This is a genomic window from Nitratidesulfovibrio sp. (assembly GCF_040373385.1).
Lineage (GTDB): Bacteria > Desulfobacterota > Desulfovibrionia > Desulfovibrionales > Desulfovibrionaceae > Cupidesulfovibrio.
Genome location: NZ_JBDXXH010000005.1, coordinates 1 through 24,751, shown reverse-complemented (window position 1 = coordinate 24,751; position 24,751 = coordinate 1). Strand labels below are relative to the sequence as shown.

Here is a 24,751-nt window from a genome sequence, read left to right as displayed (position 1 = left end):
ATGCCGCAGGCGCTTGGCTTTCGGGCATGATAACCTGTGCCCGCCACGCCTCCGGTGACGACTGCACCATTGCCCGCGCGCGCGACACGTCATACCATGCAACTACACGGTGGCCTTCGCGCGTTCCCGTCCTCTCCGCTTCCCCCGGCCTGCCCCGTTCGGGCCGCAACGCCTGCCGATCCGCGCCTTCACCCTCCTCCACCATCCGCCTTCGCCACGGCACTGGCGCCAGCAGCACGGACAAGGTCGGCACGCCGTCACGCGCGCAAGAGCGCCGCATTTCGCGGCACCGGGCCCCTCAGCACGGAGGGAGACGTCATGAAAGATCCCATCGATGACCGCAGGGAACATTTCCGCATCAATCTGGCAGCCGACGAATACGACTACCCGTGCCGCATCCGCTATGGCGAGCACGAGTACAGGGCACGGCTGCTGGACGTGAGCACCGGGGGAGCGCGCCTGCTGGTGTACGGCGGCGGCGCGGACCTGGGCGGTGCGGGCAGGGGCATGTACCTGCACGCCACCATGGGCGAGCCGGGGCACCTGCAAAACATCCCCTACCACACCCGCTGGTACCGGGGGAACGAAATGGGGGTGGAGTTCGAACCGCCCCTGAACGCGGACCGCGAAGAACTGCGGCGCACCATGGCCCACTGCCGCTGAGGATGCCCCCGCATTGCCGGAACCCGGCGGCAACGCAGCGTACGCGCACGCGCGGCGGCCCACCTGCCGGGCTGCGCGCACACGCCACGGCAACTACCACGCGCGACGGCCCTGCCGCTTCCCCGAGGGAGCGGCAGGGCCGTGGACTGCGCAGCCCTTCCCGCAGGCGGGCTGCCTCGCTCAAACATCGGGCAGGTGGCCTGCCGGGCGCTGGAAATGCCGGACTGGTGCCAGGGCGCCGGGGACTACAACCCCCACTTCTCCACGGTAACCGGGGTATACGCGCGCATGGCGGAAACCAGCCGGGCCGGGTCCGCATGGGCCATGACCATGTCCTTGTGCCCCTGGGGCAGGAAGCGTTCCTCGATCATGTGGTCGATCATGCCGAAGAACGGCCCGTAGAAACCGCCCACGTCCAGCAGGCCGATGGGCCGCGCGGGCGGGTAGAGCTGGCCTTCCACCCATACCTCGAACAGTTCCTCCAGCGTGCCGATGCCGCCGGGCATGGCCACGAAGCCCTCGGCCAGCTGGGCCATGCGGGCCTTGCGGCTGCGCATGTCGGGCACCACGTCGTGGCTGCTCAAGCCTTCATGCAACTGCCCGCGCTCCACCAGCTTTTCGGTGATCACGCCGTGCACCTCGCCCCCGGCGCGCAGGGCCGCGTCGGCCACCACGCCCATGAGGCCCTTGGTGGTGCCACCGTAAACCAGGCGGATGGACTGTGCCGCCAGGGTCTGCCCCAGAGCAACGGCGGCCTTCAGGTAGTCGTCGCCCCTTCCGAAATTGGAGCCGCAATACACGGCGATGCTGCGCATGGCGAATGCCCTCGTTTGTCGCGTTGTCGCTTGGTCGCGACGATGCCGTGATGGTCCGATGCGGTGACGTTTCCGCCGGGCGGCGCACCCACGCCCGCCCACAAGGGCGGTTACCTACTCCCCTGCGCCACGGGGTGCAAGGGCGGAATGGACGGTTGGCCCAAGGCAGTGACGGCGAGCCCGCCGGTACGCCTGGCGGGCCTACTCTCTCGCTGCCCCGCAACAACAACACGGGGCCGGATGTCACATCCGGCCCCGTGCATGTTCTTCATGCCAAGGCAGAAACAAGCGTGATCCCGCGCGCTGGCGCGTCGGGATTTTCGTTCTCCGGCCATGCGGAAGGCTCAGCGTTGCAAACCCGTTTTTTTCCGCTGGCAAGGAACACGAGGCCGCCATGAGAAAAAAAGGACGGTTTGCAGTCAGCCCCTTAGCCGCAGCAGCTGCTGGAACTCCCGCACCCGCTGCAACCACCGCCACCGCCGCCAAGCTGCACTTCGGAGGTCACGGCAAACCCCATGGAGCCAAGGTCGATGTTGATGGCACCGGACTGTTCCAGCAGCGCGCCATTGACGCAGAAGGTGTAGCCGCCGGGCTCGAACACCTTGTCTTCCTCGCCGGGTTCGTCCAGGGCCAGCGCAAGTCGCGGACCGCTGCACCCACCGGGGGCCAGGTAGATGCGAATGGGGCTGCGTTCCTTGTCGGAGAAATAGGCATCAAGTTCCGTGCGGGCACGGTCGGTAAGCGTAATCATAAATTCCACTAACTCCTTGGTGTTGCTATAGATAAAAACGATACTGATAATTATAGGCATCAATTTTCGCACTGGCAAGACGCTCCCCCCAGGGTCGGGCCGGGCGGGTGGCGTTCAGGCACTCAAGAACCCGTGAATATGAGTAATGCTATTGCCTGCACTGTCGCACTGCGTTAGGAGTCCAGAAATCCCCCTGCGCGGTCACGCACGTGCGCGGCGCGGGACCGGCATCCGGACCAACGACAGCGTGGGCAACGCCCCCACGGAGCAGCGATGGAATCCCCCGCCGTCAATTTCACCATCCCCACGTTCAATCGCCTGGAGTTGACGAAGCGCTGCATTTTTTCCTTGAAAAGGCATGTGCACGTACCGTCCAGGATTACCGTGGTGGACAACTGTTCGACGGATGGCACGCGCGAATTTCTCGTGAAGCTGCACGAACACGGTGTCATTGACCACCTGTGCCTGTTGCGCAAGAACATGGGGGTCTCGTGCGCGTCCAACTTCGGGTTCGATGTGTGTCCGACGCCGCTGTACATGAAGCTGGACAACGACATCGAGGTGACCGACCCCCGGTGGATTCTCGACATCCTCGACCTGTGGTCGGCCGATCCGGAGGTGGCCTTTCTGGGGCCACGGCTCGGCGCGCCGAAAGCGGCGCTGTACGATGTCACCCTTGGAAGCGGGCGGACGGTCACCGCCACCCGGCGCAGCCTGACGGGCTCGGCCACCGCCATCGCGCGCGACGTGTTCAACATTCTCGGTTACTGGAACGAGGATTACGGCCTGTATGGCGAGGAGGACGCCGACTACTCGCACCGGGCCAAACTGGCGCGCTTTCTGCTGGTCTGCTACGCATCGGAGGGCCGGATACGCGACCTCGGCACGCCGCCCAGCACCCAGGCGGACTACAACAGCTACAAGAGCGCCCAACGCCGCAAGAACCTTGTGCCGCGCACGGGCATCAACAAGTTTGCGCTGTACTGCTACCTGTACGAACACGGCATTCTGGAACTGCACTGCCCCCGGCGGTACCTGCCCGCCATCAACGGCTACGACGTGAAGTTCTCCATCAATCCCCACTTCATGCTGCGCAAGAAGGTCGTCACCGCTTGCGCCCGCGCCATCGGCGCCCTGCCCGACGCCATGTTCGCCAGCGCCCTTGGCAGCGAGGACTTTGTCGCCGCCCTGACGGCCACGGCAGCGGAAGTGCGCCTGCACCACCAGCCCCCGGCCCCTCCGGCAACAGGTCAGCCCTAGCCCCGGCAACAGGCCAACACGACTCGGCAACAGGCCCCCACGCCCCGCACCATCCTGCACCATCCCGCACCATTCCACGGACGCAGGACTCCCCTTCCCGCGAACGCGGGGCCAGTCCTTACCCGTCTATTCCATGTGGCCCCTGCGCTCCGCCGCCACCTCGGCATGGCGAAAGCAACTGGTCAGATGATCGTTGACCAGCCCCGTGGCCTGCAAATGGGCATAGATGACCGTGGACCCCACGAATTTGAAGCCCAGCCGCTTCAATTCCCTGGACACCGTGTCCGACAGCGGCGTGGTTGCGGGCACCTGCGCAAGCTCGCGCCACTGGTTGCACACCGGGCGACCGTCCACGAAGTTCCAGATGAACGCATCGAAGCTGCCGTGGCGGGCCTGCACGTCCAGGAACAGCCGGGCGTTGTGCACGGCGGACTCCACCTTCAGGCGGTTACGCACGATGGCGGCATCGCCCAGCAGCCGTTCCACGTCTGCCTGGGTGTACCGAGCCACCACGGTGGGATCGAAATCGGCGAACAGACGGCGGTAGCCTTCGCGCTTGCGCAGGATGGTCAGCCACGAAAGCCCGGCCTGTGCCGCTTCCAGCACCAGGAATTCGAAGTGGATGCGGTCGTCGCGCACGGGCACGCCCCACTCGGTGTCGTGGTAGGCGATTTCCTCCGGCGCGCGCGCCCACGGGCAGCGGGTGACACCGGCCTTCAGAACGCCGGACACGCCGACCTTCAGAGCGCCGGACACGCCGTCTTGTTCTTCCGGCACACCTGCGCTCATCGCGTCATCTCCAGCACCATATCCAGATAGACCGGGTTGCCGTGCGTCAGCACGTACTGCGGTGCCGACGTGCGAAACCACACCCGGCCCGGTCCGCCGCCCGTGCCCGGCTCGAACAGGGTGGCTTCGACCACGTAGTTGCGGCGCTGATCGATGCGCGCGGCATCGAAATCGATGCGGAACGGTGCGGGCACCCGCACCGGCGCGGCCAGTTCCACGCGGGCCAGCTCCACCCCTTCTCCGCCATCGGTCACGTCCAGCAGGCGCACCTCGCCCTGCACCGAAAGCGGCAGCAGAATGCGCTGACGAAAGGTTACCGTACCCGTCACCATGGCCAGTGAACCGGGCCGATACAGTTGCAGTTTCTGGCTGCACCCGGCCAGCAGTGCCGCAAGCACCAGCAGCGCCACCAGCACCGAAAGCCCGCGCCCGGCGGTTGCATTTCGCCGGGTCATGATCTTGCCGTCGTCGTTCATGCATCCTCCCCAATGACTGTTGAATGCTCCATGCCACCACTCCCCTGCCATACCCGCGCGGCCAAGGCCAGCATTGTGCGGCGCACCGGCCGCTTTCCCATTGACTTTGGCACGCCGAATCCTTACTGCTGCATCCGTCGCGAGTCCCATCCACTCCGTTCCGTCGGGCACCCCCGGCGGCAGCACGCGGCCACACCCCGCCCGGCATCGCCGGCCACCCCCATGCATACCCCCGCACTGTCCTGCCTTCTCCGCGTTCCCGGTCCGCCGGGCCGGTCCTTTACGCACGTCGGCCCGCCAGGGCTGTCCCATACGTACGCCGCGCCGCCGGGGCATTTCCCCAGCCAGACGCCTGTTCCACATATTTCCGGACATCTTGCCCGCCCCCGCGAATGCGCCTAGAATGCGCAGCGCGGCGCACCTTCCGCACAACCCCCAGGAGACCACCATGTACCGCAATACCAAGAATGTTCCCTTCTACATCCTCGGCAAGGGTTCCTTTGCCCAGCTGGGCGACCTTGTGGACGCGCGCCGCGCTGCCGTGGCCGGTCCCGCCGTGTTCTTCATGGACCACTTCTTCCGGGGGCGCGAGCTGGAAGGCCGCCTGCCCAAGAAGGACGGCGACCTCGTGCTGTTCGTGGACACCACCAACGAACCCACCACCGAGCAGATCGACGACTTTGCCGCCGCCACGCGCGCCCATGACAACCGCCTGCCCTGCACCGTCGTGGCCATTGGCGGCGGCGCCACCCTGGACGTGGGCAAGGCCGTGGCCAACATGCTCACCAACCCCGGCCAGGCCGCGGACTACCAGGGCTGGGACCTCGTCAAGAACCCCGCCCCGCACAAGATCGGCGTGCCCACCCTGTCCGGCACCGGCGCGGAATGCTCGCGCACCTGCGTGCTGCTGAACGCCAAGCGCGGCATCAAGCTGGGCATGAACAGCGACCTGACCATGTACGACCAGTTGCTGCTGGACCCGGAACTGACCCGCACCGTGCCGCGCGACCAGTATTTCTACACCGGCATGGACACCTACATGCACTGCATCGAATCGCTGCGGGGCAGCTACCGCAACGTCATCGTCGATGCCCTGGCCCAGAAGGCCGTGCACATGTGCGAGGAAATCTTTCTGTCCGACGACATGATGGCCGAGGAAAACCTGGAAAAGATGATGATCGCCTCGTACCTCGGCGGCATGAGCGCCGGTAACGTGGGCGTCATCCACCCCATCTCCGCAGGCCTCTCCGTGGTGCTGCACACCCACCACGGCATCGCCAACTGCTACGCCCTCAGCGTGCTGGGCGACTTCTACCCCGAAGACTACCCCAACTACGTGAAGATGATCGAACGCCAGGGCGTCAACCTGCCCAAGGGCCTGTGCGCCAACCTTTCCGACGACCAGATGAAGGCCCTGGTGGCCTCGTCCGTGGTGCACGAAAAGCCGCTCACCAACGCCCTCGGCCCCGACTTCCGCAAGATCCTCACCGACGAGAAGGTCATCTCGCTGTTCAAGGCGATGTAAGGCCGGGAAGGATTTCTACCGGGGAGGGGACCTTTTGACGCTTTGCGGTCCTCATCCGTAAGGTTCGCGCTCTGCGCTCACCTAACGGCTGAGGCAAAAGGGTCTCCCTCCCCGGACCCCTCCCCCCAAAACTTTTCATTGTGGGGCCGCCTACGCAGGGCGGCAAACGCAGCACATCACGATCAGGTAGCAACCACAGCATCAGTCCTGCCCCACATCCTGTTTGAAGCGCACGCAGTGCGATGCAAACAGGCATAAGGGGTCAAGGGGTCACGGACCCCTTGCGGGGCGTGGGGCGGAGCCCCACACACTCTTGATGCTGCGTTGCAGGAGCATGGACAGATGGATATCAAGGTGAATTTCAGCGGCCGCGCCCTCTACTATACGGAGGACGAGATTGCCGTGGTGGCCGAGGCCATGCGCACTGCCGAGACCCTGACCCAGGGCCGGTACATGCAGGAGTTCCAGCGCAAGTTTGCGGACTACCTGGGCGTGGAGCACTGCTTTGCGGTGATGAACGGGGTGTCGGCGTTGGAGCTTTCGGCGCAGCTGTGCCGGTTCAAGCCGGGCGACGAGGTGGTCATTCCCTCGCACACGTTCACGGCGTCGGCGTATCCGTTCCTGAAGAAGGGCGCGAAGCCGGTGTGGGCGGACATAGATCTGAAGACCCGCGTGGTGTCGGCGGAAAGCATCGAAAAGGTGCTCACCCCGCGCACGAAGGCCATCGTGGTGGTGCATTTGTACGGCTACGTGGCGGACATGCCCGCCATCATGGAACTGGCGCGCTCGCGCGGCATCCTGGTGGTGGAGGACACGGCCCAGTCCATCGGCGCGGACGTGGACGGCAAGATGTCCGGCAGCTTCGGCGACTTCGCCATCTATTCCTTCCACTCGCACAAGAACCTGACGACCCTGGGCGAGGGCGGCATGCTGGTGGTGCAGGATCCGGAACTGGCCAAGCTGGTGCCCGCGCTGCGCCACAACGGACACTGCGGCTTCGACTACGAGCGGCCCGACTACTGGGTGCCTGCCATGGGCAACGTGGACATGCCCATGATCGACGGCGAAATGCTGTGGCCCAACAACTACTGCATCGGCGAGATCGAGTGCGCGCTGGGCATCAAGCAGTTGGAGCGCATCGACCGCATCAACGCGGAAAAGCGCGAACGCGCCGTGCGCTTCATCGATGCGCTGGCCGACTATCCGGAGCTGGAGTTTCACCGGGTGGACACCACCCGGCACAACTACCACCTGCTGGCCGCGCGCATGACGAACGGCAACCGCGATGCGTTCATCCGCACCATGTTCAACGACAAGGGCGTGAAGTGCGTGGTGCAGTACTACCCGCTGAACCGCTACCCGTTCTACCAGCGCCTGGGTTACGGCGCGGCGGACTGCCCCAATGCCGACACGTTCTTCGACAACATGATCTCCTTCCCGTTCCAGCACTGGCTGACCGAGACGGAATTCGACTACATGCTCGCCGCCACCAAAGACGTGCTCGACGGGCTGCGCAAGGGTTAGCGGCACCATGACCGCCCCCCGGCGCTGCATCGTCATTCCCGCCATCAAGAAAAACGCGGTCATCCCCGACCAGCTGGTAAAACGGCTGGCCGGGGTGACCCTGATCCAGCGCGCCATCGACACGGCCCGGTCCGTGGCAGAGGCGGCGGACATCGTGGTGGTCACCGACAGCCAGGAAATCGCCCTGGTCTGCGAACGCAACGGTGTGCGCCACCACTACAACGCCGCGCTGCGCTTCACCTCGCTGGACATCGTGCGCGAACTGCGCGGCGTGCTGGAAGAACTGGCCGCCACCTACCCGTACCTGGTCATCTACCGGGCCAGTTGCCCGCTGCTGACCGGACACGACATCGACGACGCCTTCGACCGCTTCCGGAACGAGGGCGCGGACGTGCTGGTGACGGTGAAAAGCATCCGCCAGCGGGTGTGGGAAAAGCGCGACGGAAGCCTGGACGCCATTCTGGCGGATGAAGGTCCGGAAGATGGGGCGGATGACAGGCCGGATGAGGGGGCCGACGTGGACGCCACCATGCCGGACCATTCCTCCGGCACCCGCCCCTCCCCCAGCCGCGAAGTCTACGTGGAAAGCAAGGCGCTGGTCATGCTGCGCGCAACCGCCCTTGCCCCCGGCGCCACCGCGCGGGTGATGCCCTATTTCCTCAACGACCGGGCCATCGAGATCAACAGCTACCAGGACTGGTGGCTGTGCGAAAAGCTGCTGGAGCGGCGGCACATCGTGTTCGTGGTGGCGGGGTACCCGGCCATCGGCATGGGGCACGTGTTCCGCGCCCTGATGCTGGCCCACGAGATTTCCGACCACAAGATCACCTTCCTGTGCACCCGCGACAGCGAACTGGCGGTGAAGAACATCGCCGCGCGCGACTACCGCACCTACATCCAGCACGCCGACGACCTTGGCCCCGGACTCGCACCCGGGCTCGCCTCCGGGCTCGCTCAAGACGTGCTGCGCCTGGCGCCGGACCTGGTGGTCAACGACATTCTGGACACCGACGCGGACTACATGCTGCGCCTGAAGGCCGCCGGGGTGCGCACCGTGAACTTCGAGGACGAAGGCCCCGGCGCATCCCACGCCGACCTTGTGGTCAACGCCCTGTACGAGGAAAAGCACGAAGACCCGCGCCTGCTCTACGGCCACCGTTACTTCTGCCTGCGCGACGAATTCATCGCTGGCGAACGCAACCCGTTCCGGCCCCGGCCCCGGCGGGTGCTGGTCACCTTTGGCGGCACCGACCATTCCGACTTCACCCGGCGCACCCTGAACATCATAGAACCCCTGTGCCGCGAGCGGGGCATCGCCATCAGCATCGTGGCCGGGCCGGGCTACGCCCACCGCGAGGCCATGCAGGCACACGTGGACGCCCTGAACTCGCCGCTGGTGGAATTCACCCACGCCACCAACGTCATGTCGCGCAAGATGGAAGGGGCGGACATCGCCATCTGTTCCGCCGGGCGCACCGTGTACGAACTGGCGCACATGCGCGTGCCCGCCATCGTCATGGCCCATCACGAACGCGAGGCGCGCCACACCTTTGCCCGTGCCCGCAACGGCTTCGCCTACCTCGGCGTCATGCATCCCTTCCGCGAAGGGGCGCTGCGCCGGGCCTTCACGCGCATGCTGGACGAAGACTTTCGCCGCACCCTGCACCAGCGCATGCAGCGGCTGGACTTTACCCGCAACAAGGCCGGGGTGGTGGCGCGCATCGGCGCGCTGCTGGCCCCCGCGCAAGGCGGTGCCACGCCGCGCAGGCCGTCGTACATCGACGAATTGCCCTTTGGCCCGGACTTCGACCTGCGCAGCGCGCTCATCGAGCAATCTCCGTCCGTCGAAGGGAACGTGGCCGCCACCGGCGCATCCTCCAATTCCCCCGACTCCCCGCTTTCGGGTGCGCCCGTGGCGTCAGACGCAGCAGGCTCACCCCACGGAGACTCCGCATGAGAACCGTCGCCCTCATCCAGGCCCGCCTTGGGTCCACCCGCCTGCCCTGCAAGACCATGCTCTCGCTGCACGGCCTGCCCGTCATCGACTGGGTGGTGCGCCGCACCCGCAAGGCGCAGCTCATCGACGAGGTGGTCGTGGCCACTTCCGACCGACCCGAGAACGACGTGCTGGAATACCACCTGTCGCGGCAGGGCGTGTCCGTGTTCCGCGGGCCGGAAGACGACGTGCTGGAACGCTTCCGCCTGGCCGGTGCCGCCCACGGCGCGGAGCAGGTGGTGCGCATCTGCGCCGACAACCCGCTGATCTGGGGACCGGCCATCGACGACCTTATCCGCTTCTGGCGCAGCGAAAACGCCGCCGGGGCCTGCGACTACGCATACAACCACATTCCGCGTGGCAACAGCTACCCCGACGGCCTCGGCGCGGAAACCCTGTCCTACGCGCTGCTGGCCGACATAGCGGCCAAGGCCACCCTGCCCGCCCACCGCGAGCACTGCCTGTCGTACATCTGGGACAACCCCGGCCAGTACCGCATCCGCACCTTCGACCCGGCCAACCCGGCCCTGCGCCGCCCGGACCTGAAGCTGGACATGGATACCCCCGAAGACTACCGCGCCCTCGCACTGCTGGATATCCACCCGGACATCACCCCCGAGGAGATCGCGGCCCTTTTTCCGCCCAAGGGGTAATGCCACAAGAATGCAGGGGCGCTGCCCCTGCACCCCGCAAGGGGGCACACCCCCTTGACCCCTTTTTATAGGGTATTCACTGCGCAAACCTTCCCCGTATCCCCACCCCCAATAAAAAGTTTGGGGGGGAGGGGTCCGGGGAGGGAGACCCTTTCCAAAGGGTCCCCTCCCCGGTTACTCTCCCACCCACAAGTTTCGTTCCCACCACCAGTCATTTCACAAGGAGCACGACCATGCGCCTGACCGAAATATTCAGCACCAAGCCTGTATGCGCACGCAGCGCGGGCATCCAGCGTCCGTACATCATTGCCGAAGCGGGCGTGAACCACGAGGGCAGCATGGACATTGCCCGGCGTCTGGTGGACGAGGCCTGCGCGGGCGGCGCGCACGCCATCAAGTTCCAGACGTACAAGGCGTCCACGCTGGCGTCCAAGGATTCCCCGGCCTACTGGGACACCACCAAGGAGCCGACCAAGAGCCAGTTCGAGCTGTTTACCCGGCACGACAAGTTCTGGAAGGGCGAGTTCGAGGCGCTGAAGAAGCACTGCGACAGCGCGGGCATCGAATTCATGTCCACGCCGTTCGACGTGGAGTCGGCCAAGTTTCTGAACGACATGATGGACGTGTACAAGATCTCGTCGTCGGACATCACCAACAAGCCGTTCATCGAGTTCCTGTGCGGGTTCGGCAAGCCCATCATCCTGTCCACGGGCGCGGCGCACCTGCACGAGATCGCCGAGGCCGTGGAGTGGATAGAGGCCAAGGGCAACCCGCTGGCCCTGCTGCACTGCGTGCTGAACTACCCCACGGACGACGTGAACGCCGCGCTGGGCATGATTCCGGCGCTGCGCCAGCACTTTCCGCAGCATGTCATCGGCTACTCGGACCACACCCTGCCCCGCGACATGAAGGTGCTGGAAGTGGCCACCCTGCTCGGCGCGCGCATCCTTGAAAAGCACTTCACCCACGACAAGACCCTGCCCGGCAACGACCACTACCACGCCATGGACAAGGACGATCTGGCGCACTTCAACGCCTCGCTCGACCGCATCCTGCCCATGGTGGGGCCGTTCACCATCTCCGCGCTGGAATCCGAAGCCCCGGCCCGGCGCAACGCCCGGCGCAGCCTGGTGGCGGCGCGGCCCATTGCCGCAGGCACCGTGATCACCCGCGACGACCTGACCTGGAAGCGCCCGGCCCACGGCGTGAGCCCGCGCGAAATCGACGCGGTGCTCGGCAAGCGCGCCCGCGCCGACATTGAGGAAGACACCGTGCTCCAGTGGAGCCATCTGGAATAACCGGCGGACGGACAGCCGGGTGCATGCCGGGCATCCCCCGGCGCAAAACGGACGCATGACCGCTGCGCAACCGGAGCCTTTCCGATCACTGACCAGACGCCTTCCGCATACCGCATAACGCACTGACCGCCCGGCGGGCATCAAGCGGCCCACTCGCCGCCCCGCCGGGCCTTCACGAAACACCGCGCCCCGCGCGCAGCCGCACATGACCCAACGCCGCACCCTCGTCCTTGCCGTCGCCCCTGACAACGCCACCCCCGATACCCATCTGATGGCCGGGCCGTGGTGCTTTCACGGGCGCGAGGACGCCTTTCCCGACTGGGATACCCGCTTCACCTTCGGCCCCGACCCGTACGCCAACGGCGACGAGGTGGCCGCCGCCATCGACGAGGCCAACAGCTACGCCATTTCGCGCATCCCCGACCTTGGCCTGCGCCTGGGCGCGCATCACGGGGCCGACCTGCCGCGCGACTTCTGGGATCTGACCCTGTACCCGTGGCTGACCCTGTGCTGCCAGATGCTGCACGAGCGCCAGCGCCGCGTGCAGGACATGATCCGCCTGTGGGGCAACGAGGAACTGGACGTTCCCCTGCTGCCGGGCGACTGCGCCTTTTCCTTCGAGGACAGCCACCAGTTCATCCTTGCGGGCGCGCAGGACCAGTTGTTCAACTGGTGGGTGTTCTCGCGCATTCTGGAACCGCAATTGCCCGCCGCGTGGCGGGCCGTGCATGCCGATCCGGTCATCCGCCATTCCGGCGCCCCCGCAGAAGGCGGCTTGCGCGGTCTTGCGCGGCGGCTGCTGTACGCGCTGCCGTTTCCGCGCATCAAGGGCTTTTCCACCCTGCAATCGCTGGCGTTTTCCATGGCCCTGCTGGGGCCGCGCACCTGCGAGGACCGCACCATCCCCCTGGCCCAGCTCAAGGGGCGGATGCCGGTGTGGCGCTTTGAACCGGACGACATCATTCTGCCGTCCATCCCCCGCGCCCTGTGCCAGCAGCGCCTGCCCCGCACCGTGCGGCAGCGCCGTCCGCGCACCCGTGTGGTCAACGTGGCCTCGTACCACGATGATGCCTACCGCATGCGCGTGGCCCTGGACCGCGCCGCCGGGGCGCGGCTGGTGTTCATCCAGCACGGCGGCAACTACGGCCACATCCGCGAATCCGCCGTGGTGCCCTACTACGAGTACCGTCAGCACGCCTTTGTCACCTGGGGCTGGACCAGCCACGCGCCGTTCCGGGGCAACTACGTGCCCCTGCCGCACGGCCAGCTGGACCGCATCAAGGACAGCCATGTGGACCGCACCGGCGCACTGGTGTTCGTCGGCGCGGAAATGAGCCTGCTCTCGTACCGGCTGGATTCGCGGCCGCAATCGCTGCAATGGCTGGACTACCGCCGCGACAAGGCGCGTTTTCTCGCCGCCCTGCCCGACCATGTGCGCGCATCCGCCCTGTACCGCCCCTATTTCCAGACCATGAGCGGGCTGGACGACGGCCCGTGGGTGCTGCGCCGCTTTGCCGATGTGCGCCGCTGCGAAGGGAGCCTGGACGAGCACATGCTGGGCTGCCGCCTGCTGGTGCTGGACCACCACGGCACCACCCTGGAACTGGCCATGGCTTCCAACACGCCCACCGTGCTGTACTGGAACGCCGAACACTGGCGCGTGGGACGCGAAACCGCCGCCGCCCTGGCCGAACTGGCCGCCGTGGGCATCCACCACGCCACGCCCGACGCCGCCGCCGCGCACATCTGCCGCATCTGGCCCGACGTGCAGGGCTGGTGGCAGAGCGAAGCCGTGCAGCAGGCCCGCCGCAACTGGTGTACCCAGTACGCCATGACCACCCCCGGCAGCATCAACGGCATCTGGCTGGACGCGCTGCGCGGGTTGTAAGGAACAGATTTAAAGACATATGACTTCGCGGGGGAGGGAACCTTTTGCGGCAGCCGTTATGTAAGCGCGTAGCGCGAACATTACGGATGGCGACCGCAGAGCGAAAAAGGTTCCCTCCCCCGCACCCCCACCCTCCCAAACTTTTCAATTGGGTGGGTAACGTGGCCCGCGAAGGAGCCTGAAATGGGCGGATTCATCACCAAGGCGCTACGCAAGATTCGCGAGGAAGGGCTGACCCCGCGCGACATCGTGTCCTACGGCTGCATGGCCGTGCATCGCAACGCATCCTGCCTGTGGGGCACGGTGCGCATGCGGCTGAAGGCCGCACTGTTCGGCGTGCGGCTGGGCGGCGGCTGCGAGTGCTGCGGCACCATCATCCTGCAACGCTGGCCGGGCAGCCGCATCGAACTGGGGCGCGGGGTGGGCATCATTTCCTCGTCCCGGCGGTGCACATCCGCCACCATCCACGCCCCCGCCCGGCTGCGCACCTTTGCGGGCAGCGCCGCCATTCTTGTCGGCGACGGCGTGACCATGAACGGCACGGCCATCACCGCCCGCTCGCGCACCATCCGCATCGGCAAGGGGACCATGATCGGCCCCAACTGCGTGATCACCGATTCCGACTTCCACGCCCAATGGCCGCCGGAAACGCGCCTGACCACCCCAGCCTGCGAGTGCGACCGCGACGTGACCATAGGCGACAACGTCTGGCTGGGCATGCGCTGCATCGTCCTGAAAGGCGTGACCATCGGCGACGGGGCCATCGTGGCCGCAGGCAGCGTGGTCACCCGCGACGTGCCCCCCGCCACCCTTGTGGCTGGCACGCCCGCCCGCGTGGTGCGGCAGTTGCCGTAGCCCCCGCGCCGCCCCTCGTTTCCTTTTTCCCCGATGCGGTGTATGCGCTCGCGCAACGGCAGGTTCCGCGCCGGACCGTGCGGCTCAGGCACAAACCGTAGCGCGATTCGTGCCCGCCGCCGGAGATCGCCGTCGCATCGCGGCGGAAGCTCCGGCGAAGCGGGTACGCCGCGAACAACGTGTGATACCGGCACCCCACGCCCCGCCATGGCGACGAGAGCAACGCGCGCCTTGCATTCCGCCGGTCAGATCACCCGAAGGCGCCCCGCGCCGCAGGGAAGCTGACCGGCACAGGAATGTCGGCGCAGGAGGCCGGGGGGATCGGGGGGCGCGCCCCCCGAAGCGCGGGGGTCGGTAGGGGGCCGCCGCTATGCGGCAGCCGTTGGCGCGCTTGCGCGCCTTACGGATGGCGACCGCAACGCGCGGCCCCCTACCCCACGCCGGAGGCGGCCCAAACCCCGCCAACATTCGGCAGCCTTTGTATCCGATACATCCGTTCGTGCGCAGCCCTTCCCCCCACACAGCAACCAGCCCCACCCCATGACCCAACAAACCCTTGCCAAGCGATACGCGTTCAAACTGCTGGCGAACGTGGCGTCCATCCCGGTGTACCTGACCATGGAGGCGGTGCTGCCGCGCGCCCTGGGTCCCACGGGGTACGGCAACTACAGCTTTGCCACGAACATGTTCCAGCAGTTCGCGGGGTTCCTGGACATGGGCACCTCCACCTGCTTCTACAACGCGTTGTCGCGGCGGCAGCAGGAATTCGGGCTGGTGTCGTTCTACGTGCGGGTGGCGGCGCTGGTGCTGGCCATCACCATGCTGTTCTCGCTGTCGGCGTTCGTGCCGGGCCTTGGGCAGTGGCTGCTGCCGGACGTGCCCGCGTGGATCGTGCCGCTGGCGGCGTTGTGGGCGTTTCTGTCGTGGTGGGGCCGGGTGCTGCGCTCCATGAACGACGCGCTGGGGGTGACGGTATCCAGCGAAATTTCGCGCACGGTGCTGAACCTGGCCAGCGTGGGGGCGCTGCTGGCGCTGTTCCTGCTGGGCTGGCTGAACATGGGCACGCTGTTCGCGCACCAGTACGTGACGCTGATCGCGCTGGCGGTGGGCTATGCCATGGTGCTGCGCGGGGGCTGGCCCACGGTGAGCTTTCGCATGGACCGGGAAACCCGGCGGGCCTACACGCGGGAATTTGCGGACTACAGCACACCGCTGTTCGTGCAGGCGCTGGCGTCCACCGTCTTTCTGGTGGCGGAACGCTGGCTGCTGCAAACCTTCAACGGCAGCGCGCAGCAGGGGTTCTTTGCCCTGTCGCAAAAGGTGGGCATGGCCTGCTTCCTGTTCGTTTCGGCCATGACGCCGCTGGTCATGCGCGAGTTGTCCATTGCCTGGGGCAAGGGCGACCGGACGGAAATGGGCAGGCTGATGGACCGCTTTGCGCCGCTGCTGTTCACGGTGGCGGGCTATTTTTCGTGCTTCACGGCCATGGAGGCCCCGGCGGTGGTGCGCATCTTTGGCGGGGCGGACTACGCGGCGGCCATCCTGCCGGTGCAGATCATGGCCCTGTACCCGGTGCATCAGGCCTACGGGCAGCTTGCCGGATCGGTGTTCTACGCCACGGGCCGCACCCGCACCATGCGCAACATGGCGGTGACGGAATACATCCTGGGCTTCGGCCTGTCATGGGTGCTGCTGGCCCCGGCGGACAAGTTCGGCTTCGGCCTTGGGGCCATGGGGCTTGCGGTAAAGACGGTGCTGGTCCAGTTCCTGTCGGTCAATTTCATGCTGTGGATGAGTTCGCGCATCATCCCGCTGAACTACCTGCGCAACGTGGCGCATCAGGCGCTGTGCCTGGCCTTTCTGGCCGGGGCGGCGTGGGCCTGCCGCAGCCTGACCATTGCCACGGGGCTGGGGGATACGCAGGACATCGTGCGCTTCTTCGTTTCCGGCGTGATCTATTCCGCACTGGTGGGCGGGGCGGTGCTGGCCGTGCCGCAACTGGTGGGCCTTACCCGGCAGGACCTGCGCGGGCTGGCCACGCGGGCGCTGGGGCGGTTCCGCAAGTCCGGGGCGTAGCGCCGCCTTCACGCAACACCGGCACACCATTCCCGCACACTACCGGCATATTGCACCCCGCATCGTGCACGGATATACTGCCACGGCCTGAAAAGCCCCCCTGCCAGGCCGCATGGTGCGGACCCCGCACGGGGGGCACGGGAGCCACAGGCCAACGGGCTACGGGACGCGCAGCGGCAGCGGCAATACCGGGGAGCGACCGTACGCGACCGTACGCGACCTTACGCAACCGGGCGCGACCTTACGCACCGGGCGCAACCTTGCGCAACCGTACGCAGCCCGGCCCGCGCGGTTTCCACATCATCGACGGACGCCACCGCGCCCGCCCCACACCATCCGGCGGCATTGCCGCCGCACCGCACGCGAACGCAACCACCATGATCACCGCACGCGACATTCGGGAAAAAATGCGCCGGGGCGAAGCCACCATCGGCACCTGGATGCAGATTCCTTCCACCGACGTGGCCGAAATCCTTGGCCGGTCCGGCTACGACTGGGTGGCCGTGGACCTGGAGCACGCCGCCTTCACCCGCAGCCAGCTGCCCGACGCATTCCGCGCCATCGAGCTTGGCGGGGCCGCGCCCTTTGCCCGCGTGGCCGAGGCGACCCTGACCGACATCAAGGCGTCGCTGGATTCCGGCGCGCGGGGCCTGATCTTTCCCATGATCGAAACCCGCGAGCAGCTTGACGCCGCCATCGGCTGGGCGCTGTACCCCCGCACCGACGGTCCTTCGGGCATACGCGGCGTGGGCTACTGCCGGGCCAACCTGTTTGGCCGCGAGTTCGCGCCCTACGTGAACGAAACCGCCCGCGACACCCTGTTCGTGGCGCAGATCGAGCACATCCGCGCGGTGGACAACCTGGATGCCATCCTGTCCCATCCGCGCCTGGACGCCATCATGGTGGGGCCGTACGACCTTTCCGGCTCCATGGGGCTTACCGCACAGTTCGACCACCCGGACTTTCTGGCCGCGCTGGACCGCATAGCCGCTGCCGCGCGCGCCCACGACGTGCCCATGGGCCTGCACATCGTGCAGCCCGACACGGCGGACCTTGCGCGCCGCATCGGCGAAGGCTACCGGTTCATCGCGTGGTGCATCGATGCGGTGTTCCTCTATCGCAATTGCGCCTGCCCGCCTGCCGGTGGCGCGGCGTAGTTCCGAAACCTGACTTGTCCTTTCGCTGACTGAAGGGCAGGACACCTCCGGGCCACGGCCCGACGCATCGCACCAATAACCGAATCCATACGGCCCGCACCGCGCCCCTGCTGCGCAGCGGACCACCCCGCCCACGGGCGGCATGGGGCACAGCCCCGAAGGGATGCAGTACAATGAAAATCACCTTTTTCGGCGGGGCCGGGTTCCTCGGCTCCCACGTCTGCGACAAGCTTTCCGACGCCGGGCACGAAGTCACCATCGTGGACCTGCGCCCCTCGCCCTACCTGCGGGGCGACCAGCGCATGGTTGTCGGCAACGTCCTTGACGAGGCCGCCGTGGACGCCGCCATCGCCGGGGCCGACGCCGTGTTCAACTTTGCGGGCATCGCCGACATCGGCGAGGCCAACCGCAAGCCCGTGGATACCGCGCGCATCAACGTGCTGGGCAACGTCATCCTGCTGGAAGCCTGCCGCAAGGCCAAGGTTGCCCGCTACGTGTTCGCCAGCTCGCTGTACGTGTACGGCAAGTCCGGCGGGTTCTACCGGTGCAGCAAGCAGGCCTGCGAACTGTACATCGAAAACTATCAGGCCATGCACGGGCTGGATTACACCATCCTGCGCTACGGCTCGCTGTACGGCCCCCGCGCCGACCGCCGTAACGCCATCAACCGCTTTGTGGCAGAGGCGCTGGAAACCGGGGCCATCACCTACTACGGCAGCCCCACCGCCCTGCGCGAATACATCCACGTGGAAGACGCCGCCCTGTGCACCGTGGAAGTGCTGAAGCCCGAATACGCCAACGAGAACATCGTGCTCACCGGCAACCAGCCCATGCGCGTGGGCGACCTGTTCAAGATGATCGGCGAAATGCTGGGCAAGGAACTGAACGTCGCCTACCAGCACGACCCCAACAGCGGCCACTACCAGGTCACGCCCTATGCCTTCATGCCCAAGGTGGGCAAGAAACTGGTGCCCAACCTGACCACCGACCTCGGCCAGGGCGTGCTGCGCGTGATGGAAGAAGTACACCGCGAACTGCACCCCGACATGCACAACGTGGGCGGCTACCTGCTGCCCCGCGAGGAGTAGGGCGCAGGACGCAGATTTTGGAAAGGAAGAGCTATCGGGGAGGGGACCTTTTGGAAAAGGTCTCCCTCCCCGAACCCCTCCCCCCAAAACTTTTCAAATGAGGGTGAAACAAAGCCGCGCCCACACCTCCCACAGAAAGGTCGCTGCTTTTTCTTCCCAGTCCTAAAATTGCCTTTCTTCCTTATACCCCGCAGCGGTCTTCCGCTGCGGGAGGCTGGTGCGGGGACGATGCAAGGAATTACGAGTTTCGTCGCCGGGCAAGGCAGATTGGCATTTTTGAGCGGAGCATACTCCTGTATGTGAGCATCAAAAATGCCAAGCCAACGCCGCCCGGCGGCGAAAGACGGATTCTGCAAGCAGCGTATCCGCAGCACCCTGAGCGCCACCAACGCCCCCCCCCAACCAGACATTTCCCGGCGCACCGCGCCGTCAAAGGAGCAACCATGAACATCGTCGCCATCATCCCCGCCCGCATGGGCTCCAGCCGCTTTCCGGGCAAGCCCATGGCCGACATCCACGGCGTGCCCATGGTGGGCCACGTCACCTTCCGCACGGCCATGAGCCCCACCCTGACCGCCACCTACGTGGCCACCTGCGACCAGGAAATCTACGACTACGCCGAAAGCGCGGGCCTGAAGGCCGTCATGACCGGCGACCACCACGTGCGCTGCACCACCCGAACCGCCGAAGCCCTGCTGAAGATCGAGGCCGCCACCGGCAAGCGCGTGGACATCGTGGTCATGGTGCAAGGCGACGAACCCATGGTCACCCCCGACATGATCGACGCCGCCATCGCCCCCATGCTGGCCGACCCCGCCGTCAACGTCACCAACCTGATGGCCCGCATGGAAACCGTGGAAGAATTCGAAGACCCCAACGAAGTCAAGGTGGTGGTGGACCTGAACTCCGACGCGCTGTACTTCTCGCGCGAGGCGGTGCCCTCTCGCAAGAAGGGCGTCACCGACGTGCCCATGCAGAAGCAGGTGTGCATCATCCCCTTCCGCCGCGACTACCTGCTCAAGTTCAACGACATGCAGGAAACCCCGCTGGAAATCATCGAATCGGTGGACATGATGCGCATTCTCGAACACGGCGAAAAGGTCCGCATGGTGCCCACCGACAAGCGCACCCTCAGCGTGGACACCCCCGAAGACCTCGCCCGCGTGGTGGACATGATGCGCGAAGACACCCTGCGCCTCGTCTACACGAAGTAACGGAGCCGCCATGCCTACGCCGCACATGCCGCGCATGCCCGACATGTCGCGCCTTGCCACCATTGCCGAGGAACTCTGGCTGTCCCTGTTCGCGTGGATTCCCACCGTCATCGGGGTGGGCGCGCGTCTTGTCGCGTGGCAGCCGCTGTTCTGCCACTGCGGCCGGGTACGCTTCGGCCAGTCGCTGACGATGCAGGGGTGCCGCAACATCGCGCTGGCCGACGGCGTGCGCATCGGCAAGGGCTGCCACCTGTACGCCCGCACCGGCGCACTGGAGATGGGCGAAAACGCGGCCCTGAACATCAACGTGGTGGTGGACGCCGACGGCGGGCACATCCGCATGGGCGCTCACGTCACCGTGGGTCCCGGCACGGTCATCCGTGCGGCCAACCACAACTTCGACCGCACCGACGTGCCCATCATGTTCCAGGGGCACGAGTACGGCGAGGTGACCATAGAGGACGACGTGTGGATTGCGGCCAACTGCACCATCACCCCCGGCGTGCATATCGGGCGCGGGGCCGTGGTGGGGGCCGGGGCCGTGGTGACCAAAGACGTGGAGCCGTACACCGTGGTGGGCGGCGTGCCCGCGAAACCGCTGCGCAAGCGCGGCGTGCATGAGCGGGCGGCCACGCCTCCGGAAGCCTAGGGACTGTTCCAACTTGCCTTTTCGCCCGTTGGCTTCGTCAAACTTCGTCCGCCATATCGGTCGAATACGATAAGAGTATACTCCCTCATGGCGGACTCGTTTTCCTTGCCAACGAACGAAAATCCTGCGTTGGAAACAGCCCTTGGCCGTACATGCAAAGCGACAACGACACGCGCGACATGCCGAGGGGCCATGCCCCCGGCGAAGGATAACGCATCATGAAGGTAGCCATCACCACCTCGTCGTTCGCCAAGTTCAGCGACGAACCGCTGCGCCTGCTGCGCGAAGCGGGCATGGAGTACGTGCAGAACCCCACGGGCCGCGCCATCACCGAAGACGAGGCCATCGAACTGTTGCAGGGCTGCATCGCCGTGGCCGCAGGCACAGAGCCGCTGACCCGCCGGGTGATGCAGGCCCTGCCGGAGCTGAAGGTCATCTCGCGCTGCGGCACGGGCATGGACAGCGTGGACCGCACCGCCGCCGCCGAACTGGGCATTGCCGTGCGCAACACGCCCGATGCGCCCACCCAGGCCGTGGCCGAACTGACCCTGGGCTACGCCCTGGACCTGATGCGCCTTGTCAGCCGCATGGACCGCGAACTGCGCGCGGGCACGTGGAAGAAGCGCATGGGCAACCTGCTGGCGGGCAAGAAGGTGGGCCTGATCGGCTTTGGCCGCATTGGCCGCGCCACGGGCAAGCTGTTCGAGGCCTTCGGCTGCGAGGTGGCCTTTGCCGACCCGTTCGCCGAAAGCGACACCAACGCCAAGATGGAAGTGGACGCCCTGCTGGCCTGGGCGGACATCGTCTCGCTGCACTGCTCGAAGCCGGAAGGCGGCGGGTACATCCTGGACGAACGGCGCCTTGGCCTGATGCGCCCCGGCACGTGGGTGATCAACGCCGCGCGCGGCGGGCTCATCGACGAAGCCGCCCTGCACGCGCTGCTGGCCTCCGGCCATCTGGCCGGGGCCGCGCTGGACGTGTTCGTCAAGGAACCCTACGAAGGCCCCCTGCGCGACCTGCCCAACGTCATCCTGACCCCGCACGTGGGCTCGTACGCCGTGGAAGCCCGCGTGAAGATGGAAACCGACACCATCCGCAACCTGCTGGACGCGCTGCCCAAATAGCAAAACGCATCGGCAGGGAGCATCGGCAGGGAGCATCGGCGGAAAGCACAGGCCGTCGGCACCCATTCCGGCGGCCTGCCGCGCGACACATCCCGTCTCGATGTCCCGCCCCGTCCCCTGCCGTGCGGACGGGGCGGCCACCACCAAGGAGTACCATGCCCCTTTCCTGCATCGTCTTCGACTGCGACGGCGTCATCCTGGAAAGCGTGAACGTGAAGACCGAAGCCTTCGCCCGCGTGGCCGAACCCTTCGGCGCGGACGCACGCGACCGTCTGGTGGCCTATCACATGGAACACGGCGGCGTGAGCCGCTACAAGAAGTTCGAATGGCTGTTCAGCGAGGTGCTGGGCCGCGAGATCACCCCCGACGAAATGGATGATCTTGGCCGCAAGTATGCGGACTACGCCTTCGAAGGCGTGCTGAACGCCCCCATGGTACCCGGCGCGCACGACGTGATCACCGCGTGGCATGGCCGCGTGCCGCTGTACGTGTGCTCCGGCGCCCCGCACGAGGAACTGGTGCACATCCTGACCGAGCGCGGGCTGGCCAAATACTTCGCGGCCATCTACGGTTCGCCGCCCGGCAAGACCGACGTGCTGCGCCGCGCCGTGGAAAAGGCCGCCGTGCCCCCGGCGGAAGTGGTGATGATCGGCGATGCCAAGACCGACATGACCGCTGCGGAAGCCGTGGGCACCCTGTTCTATGGCCGGGGCGAAGCCTTTGCCGCCACCCCGCACCCGTGGGGGCATGACCTGACGGGGCTGAATGTGTGGCTGGAAGGCCTCTGCTAAAGCTGGAACGACCGCTGCATCTCGCCGGGGAGCCGCATGCCGCACCGGCGCGGCTCCCCGCGCCTTTCGCACCACCCGCAAAGGAGCCTTCGTGACCACCTTCATCCTGCTGGATGGACCAGACGCCCCACCCCGCCCGCAACCGGAATCCGGCGGCCTGCCTCCGGTGGTGGCCCACTGGGCCCGGCGCAACGTGCCCCACGGACATCTTTCGGTGCCCGCGCTGGTGGAGGCGCATTTCACGGACATCCGGCGCGCGTACATCACCTGGGCGCACGAGACCGGGCTGACCCGGCCCGCACGTTCCACCCGCAACCTGCGGGAACTGCTGGCCGTGGGCGACACCTTCTCGCACTGGTGGTTCACCACGCTTGCCGAAAAGCATCCCAAAATCTGCCGCAACCTGTACGAAGTGACCAAGCTGCGCGCGTTGGAACTGGCCATAGAGGACGCCCGCGCCGACCATGTCTGCCTGGTCACCGACGACACGGTGCTGGCGGGCATCCTGCTGCGCTTCTGCGCGGTCACCGGACGCCGGTTCGAGCTGCATCCGGCCAAAACGGAAGCCGGAAACGAGGCGGGAACCGGCACGGAAGTCGCCGCCGCCCCCCGCTCGGCCAAACAGCGCCTGACCGACCTGTACTACCGTCTGCCCGCGCCGGTACAGGCCGTGGCGCGCCTTGGCGCGTGGCTGCTGCGCGAAAAGCGCCTGCTGCCCGCCGCGCCGGAGGCCACGGGCAAGGCCAGCCTGCCCGCGCACCCGCGCCCCGGCACCGTGGCCACCTACTTTCCCAACATCGACGTGCAGGCCGCCAAACAAGGTCGGCTGCGCTCGCGCTACTGGGAAACCCTGCACGACGCGCTGGACCCGCAGCAGGGCGGCGTGCATGGCGTGACCTGGCTGTTCATCTTCGAGCCCACGCCGCACTATTCGCTGGCCGACGCCATCCGCCTGCGCGACGAATTCCGCGCCCGCAAGCAGGACGGCATCGCCTTTCACTTCATCGAGGAATTCCTGACCCCGGCCACCATCGCCCGCGAAGTGCTGCATTACTGCCGCATGGCATTGCGCGCCACGCGCCTGACCCGCCACGTGGCCGGGCAGTGCCGCCTGCCCGGTTCGCGCATGGATTTCTGGCCGTACATGGAACGCAACTGGGCGGAATCCACGCGCGGTTGGCTGGGCCTGCAACGCCGCCTGATGCGCGCCGCCTTCCGCCAGTACGCGGCAGTCTGCGCGCCGCAGGAATGGACCATCTTTCCCATGGAAAACCACCCCTGGGAAAAGTCCCTTGCCCACGCCATGCACGAGGCGCGGCGCGGCCCGGTGTACGGCACCCAGCATTCCACAGTGCGCCCCACCGACCTGCGCTACTACGAGGACGCCCGCGCCTTTGCCGAGCCGGACGCCGCCGCCACCCTGCCCGACCTGCTGTGCTGCAACGGCCAGGGAGCGCTGGGCCACATGCGTGACGCGGGCATGCCCGCCGACCGGCTGGGCGAAATCGAGGCGCTGCGCTACCTGTACCTTGCCGATGCCGCGCAGGGTGCGGCGCAGGGCACAGATGCGGACGCGGCTCCGGCTGCGCCCGTCACACCGGCCACCTGCCCGACAACCAGCCCCGACGCCGCGCCGGGCAAGCCCACCCTGCTCATCGTCACCAGCTTTTTCGTCGACGAGACCGACAACCAGCTCGACGTGCTGGCCGAGTCCGCACGGGCAGGCACGCTGGGCGGGTACGACGTGGTGGTCAAGCCGCACCCCAACCTGCCCGTGGAAGGCCGCCTTGCCGCGCGCTTTCCCGCTGGCGGCGCGCCCCGCGTGGTGAACACCCCCGTGGCCCAGCTGCTTGTCCCCGGCCCCCATGGACTGGTCGTCTGGGCCGCCAATTCCACCACCGTGGCGCTGGAAGCCGCCTACCAGCGGCTGCCCCTCATCGTGCAGACCGCCGCCAACGACTTCAACATGTGCCCGCTGCTGGGCGTGCCCGGCACCGCCTTTGTGGCCACCGCCGACGACCTTGCCGCCGCCCTGTGCCACCCCGCACCGCCCGATCTGCCCTCCGGCTTTCTGGCTCTGGATCGCGGGTTGCCCCGCTGGCGGCGGTTGCTGGGTATTCCCAAAGAATAAGAATTTGCGGGGGAGGGAACCTTTTGAA

The 24,751-nt window shown here is 66.6% G+C and carries 21 protein-coding genes; 17 read left to right on the top strand and 4 right to left on the bottom strand.

Going from position 1 to position 24,751, the window contains the following annotated elements; translation table 11 throughout:
- Positions 1-318: 318 nt before the first annotated feature.
- Entirely contained in the window at positions 319-663 is a 345-nt protein-coding gene (locus ABWO17_RS10460; RefSeq protein ID WP_353118284.1) for a PilZ domain-containing protein, read from the top strand.
- A gap of 245 nt (positions 664-908) precedes the next feature.
- On the opposite strand, the gene ABWO17_RS10455 is transcribed toward ABWO17_RS10460, so the two are convergent.
- Together ABWO17_RS10455 and ABWO17_RS10450 are read right to left on the bottom strand one after the other, a co-directional pair.
- A complete protein-coding gene (locus ABWO17_RS10455; RefSeq protein WP_353118282.1) occupies positions 909-1,478 on the bottom strand; it encodes an LOG family protein in 570 nt (189 codons plus the stop codon).
- 427 nt (positions 1,479-1,905) lie between these two features.
- Positions 1,906-2,229 (bottom strand): IscA/HesB family protein, encoded by a 324-nt coding sequence (locus ABWO17_RS10450; RefSeq protein ID WP_353118280.1) that lies wholly within the window; start codon positions 2,227-2,229, stop codon positions 1,906-1,908.
- A 273-nt stretch (positions 2,230-2,502) separates the two neighbouring features.
- On the opposite strand from ABWO17_RS10450, the gene ABWO17_RS10445 reads away from it, so the two are divergent.
- Positions 2,503-3,489 (top strand): glycosyltransferase, encoded by a 987-nt coding sequence (locus ABWO17_RS10445; protein ID WP_353118278.1) that lies wholly within the window; start codon positions 2,503-2,505, stop codon positions 3,487-3,489.
- A 126-nt stretch (positions 3,490-3,615) separates the two neighbouring features.
- On the opposite strand, the gene ABWO17_RS10440 is transcribed toward ABWO17_RS10445, so the two are convergent.
- Positions 3,616-4,278 carry a DNA-3-methyladenine glycosylase I gene (locus ABWO17_RS10440; protein WP_353118276.1) on the bottom strand — a complete coding sequence of 221 codons (663 nt, stop codon included), beginning with the start codon at positions 4,276-4,278 and terminating at the stop codon, positions 3,616-3,618.
- Complete coding sequence (locus tag ABWO17_RS10435) at positions 4,275-4,754, bottom strand: YbaY family lipoprotein (RefSeq protein ID WP_353118274.1); 480 nt, start codon at positions 4,752-4,754, stop codon at positions 4,275-4,277. Before ABWO17_RS10435 ends, ABWO17_RS10440 begins: the two co-directional genes overlap by 4 nt.
- Before the next feature lie 448 nt (positions 4,755-5,202).
- Between ABWO17_RS10435 and ABWO17_RS10430 the strand changes: the two genes are divergently transcribed.
- The 15 genes from ABWO17_RS10430 (at position 5,203) to ABWO17_RS10360 (ending at position 24,723) form a co-directional block, all read left to right on the top strand.
- Positions 5,203-6,279: an iron-containing alcohol dehydrogenase family protein gene (locus ABWO17_RS10430; RefSeq protein WP_353118272.1), complete on the top strand. Its 1,077-nt coding sequence runs from the start codon at positions 5,203-5,205 to the stop codon at positions 6,277-6,279.
- Between the two features lie 342 nt (positions 6,280-6,621).
- Entirely contained in the window at positions 6,622-7,803 is a 1,182-nt protein-coding gene (locus ABWO17_RS10425; protein ID WP_353118270.1) for a DegT/DnrJ/EryC1/StrS family aminotransferase, read from the top strand.
- 7 nt (positions 7,804-7,810) lie between these two features.
- Positions 7,811-9,760, top strand: coding sequence for a cytidylyltransferase domain-containing protein (locus tag ABWO17_RS10420; RefSeq protein WP_353118268.1), 1,950 nt, complete (start codon positions 7,811-7,813; stop codon positions 9,758-9,760).
- Positions 9,757-10,452, top strand: coding sequence for a cytidylyltransferase domain-containing protein (locus ABWO17_RS10415; protein ID WP_353118266.1), 696 nt, complete (start codon positions 9,757-9,759; stop codon positions 10,450-10,452). The genes ABWO17_RS10420 and ABWO17_RS10415 overlap by 4 nt, the downstream gene beginning before the upstream one ends.
- Before the next feature lie 233 nt (positions 10,453-10,685).
- Positions 10,686-11,750 carry an N-acetylneuraminate synthase family protein gene (locus ABWO17_RS10410; protein ID WP_353118264.1) on the top strand — a complete coding sequence of 355 codons (1,065 nt, stop codon included), beginning with the start codon at positions 10,686-10,688 and terminating at the stop codon, positions 11,748-11,750.
- Between the two features lie 205 nt (positions 11,751-11,955).
- Positions 11,956-13,638: an LIC12162 family transferase gene (locus ABWO17_RS10405; RefSeq protein WP_353118262.1), complete on the top strand. Its 1,683-nt coding sequence runs from the start codon at positions 11,956-11,958 to the stop codon at positions 13,636-13,638.
- A 183-nt stretch (positions 13,639-13,821) separates the two neighbouring features.
- A complete protein-coding gene (locus ABWO17_RS10400) occupies positions 13,822-14,493 on the top strand; it encodes an acyltransferase (protein ID WP_353118260.1) in 672 nt (223 codons plus the stop codon).
- Between the two features lie 540 nt (positions 14,494-15,033).
- A complete protein-coding gene (locus ABWO17_RS10395; RefSeq protein WP_353118258.1) occupies positions 15,034-16,569 on the top strand; it encodes a lipopolysaccharide biosynthesis protein in 1,536 nt (511 codons plus the stop codon).
- A 377-nt stretch (positions 16,570-16,946) separates the two neighbouring features.
- Entirely contained in the window at positions 16,947-17,726 is a 780-nt protein-coding gene (locus ABWO17_RS10390; protein WP_353118614.1) for an HpcH/HpaI aldolase family protein, read from the top strand.
- A 173-nt stretch (positions 17,727-17,899) separates the two neighbouring features.
- A complete protein-coding gene (locus ABWO17_RS10385) occupies positions 17,900-18,814 on the top strand; it encodes an NAD-dependent epimerase/dehydratase family protein (protein ID WP_353118256.1) in 915 nt (304 codons plus the stop codon).
- Positions 18,815-19,257: 443 nt separating this feature from the next.
- The gene (kdsB, locus tag ABWO17_RS10380) at positions 19,258-20,028 is read left to right on the top strand and encodes a 3-deoxy-manno-octulosonate cytidylyltransferase (RefSeq protein WP_353118254.1); all 771 of its coding nucleotides are present in this window, start codon (positions 19,258-19,260) and stop codon (positions 20,026-20,028) included.
- A 10-nt stretch (positions 20,029-20,038) separates the two neighbouring features.
- Positions 20,039-20,677: an acyltransferase gene (locus ABWO17_RS10375; RefSeq protein ID WP_353118252.1), complete on the top strand. Its 639-nt coding sequence runs from the start codon at positions 20,039-20,041 to the stop codon at positions 20,675-20,677.
- A gap of 218 nt (positions 20,678-20,895) precedes the next feature.
- Positions 20,896-21,801 (top strand): phosphoglycerate dehydrogenase, encoded by a 906-nt coding sequence (locus tag ABWO17_RS10370; protein ID WP_353118250.1) that lies wholly within the window; start codon positions 20,896-20,898, stop codon positions 21,799-21,801.
- A gap of 155 nt (positions 21,802-21,956) precedes the next feature.
- Positions 21,957-22,592 (top strand): HAD family hydrolase, encoded by a 636-nt coding sequence (locus ABWO17_RS10365; RefSeq protein ID WP_353118248.1) that lies wholly within the window; start codon positions 21,957-21,959, stop codon positions 22,590-22,592.
- Between the two features lie 91 nt (positions 22,593-22,683).
- Positions 22,684-24,723: a TIGR04326 family surface carbohydrate biosynthesis protein gene (locus ABWO17_RS10360; protein ID WP_353118246.1), complete on the top strand. Its 2,040-nt coding sequence runs from the start codon at positions 22,684-22,686 to the stop codon at positions 24,721-24,723.
- Positions 24,724-24,751: the final 28 nt, after the last annotated feature.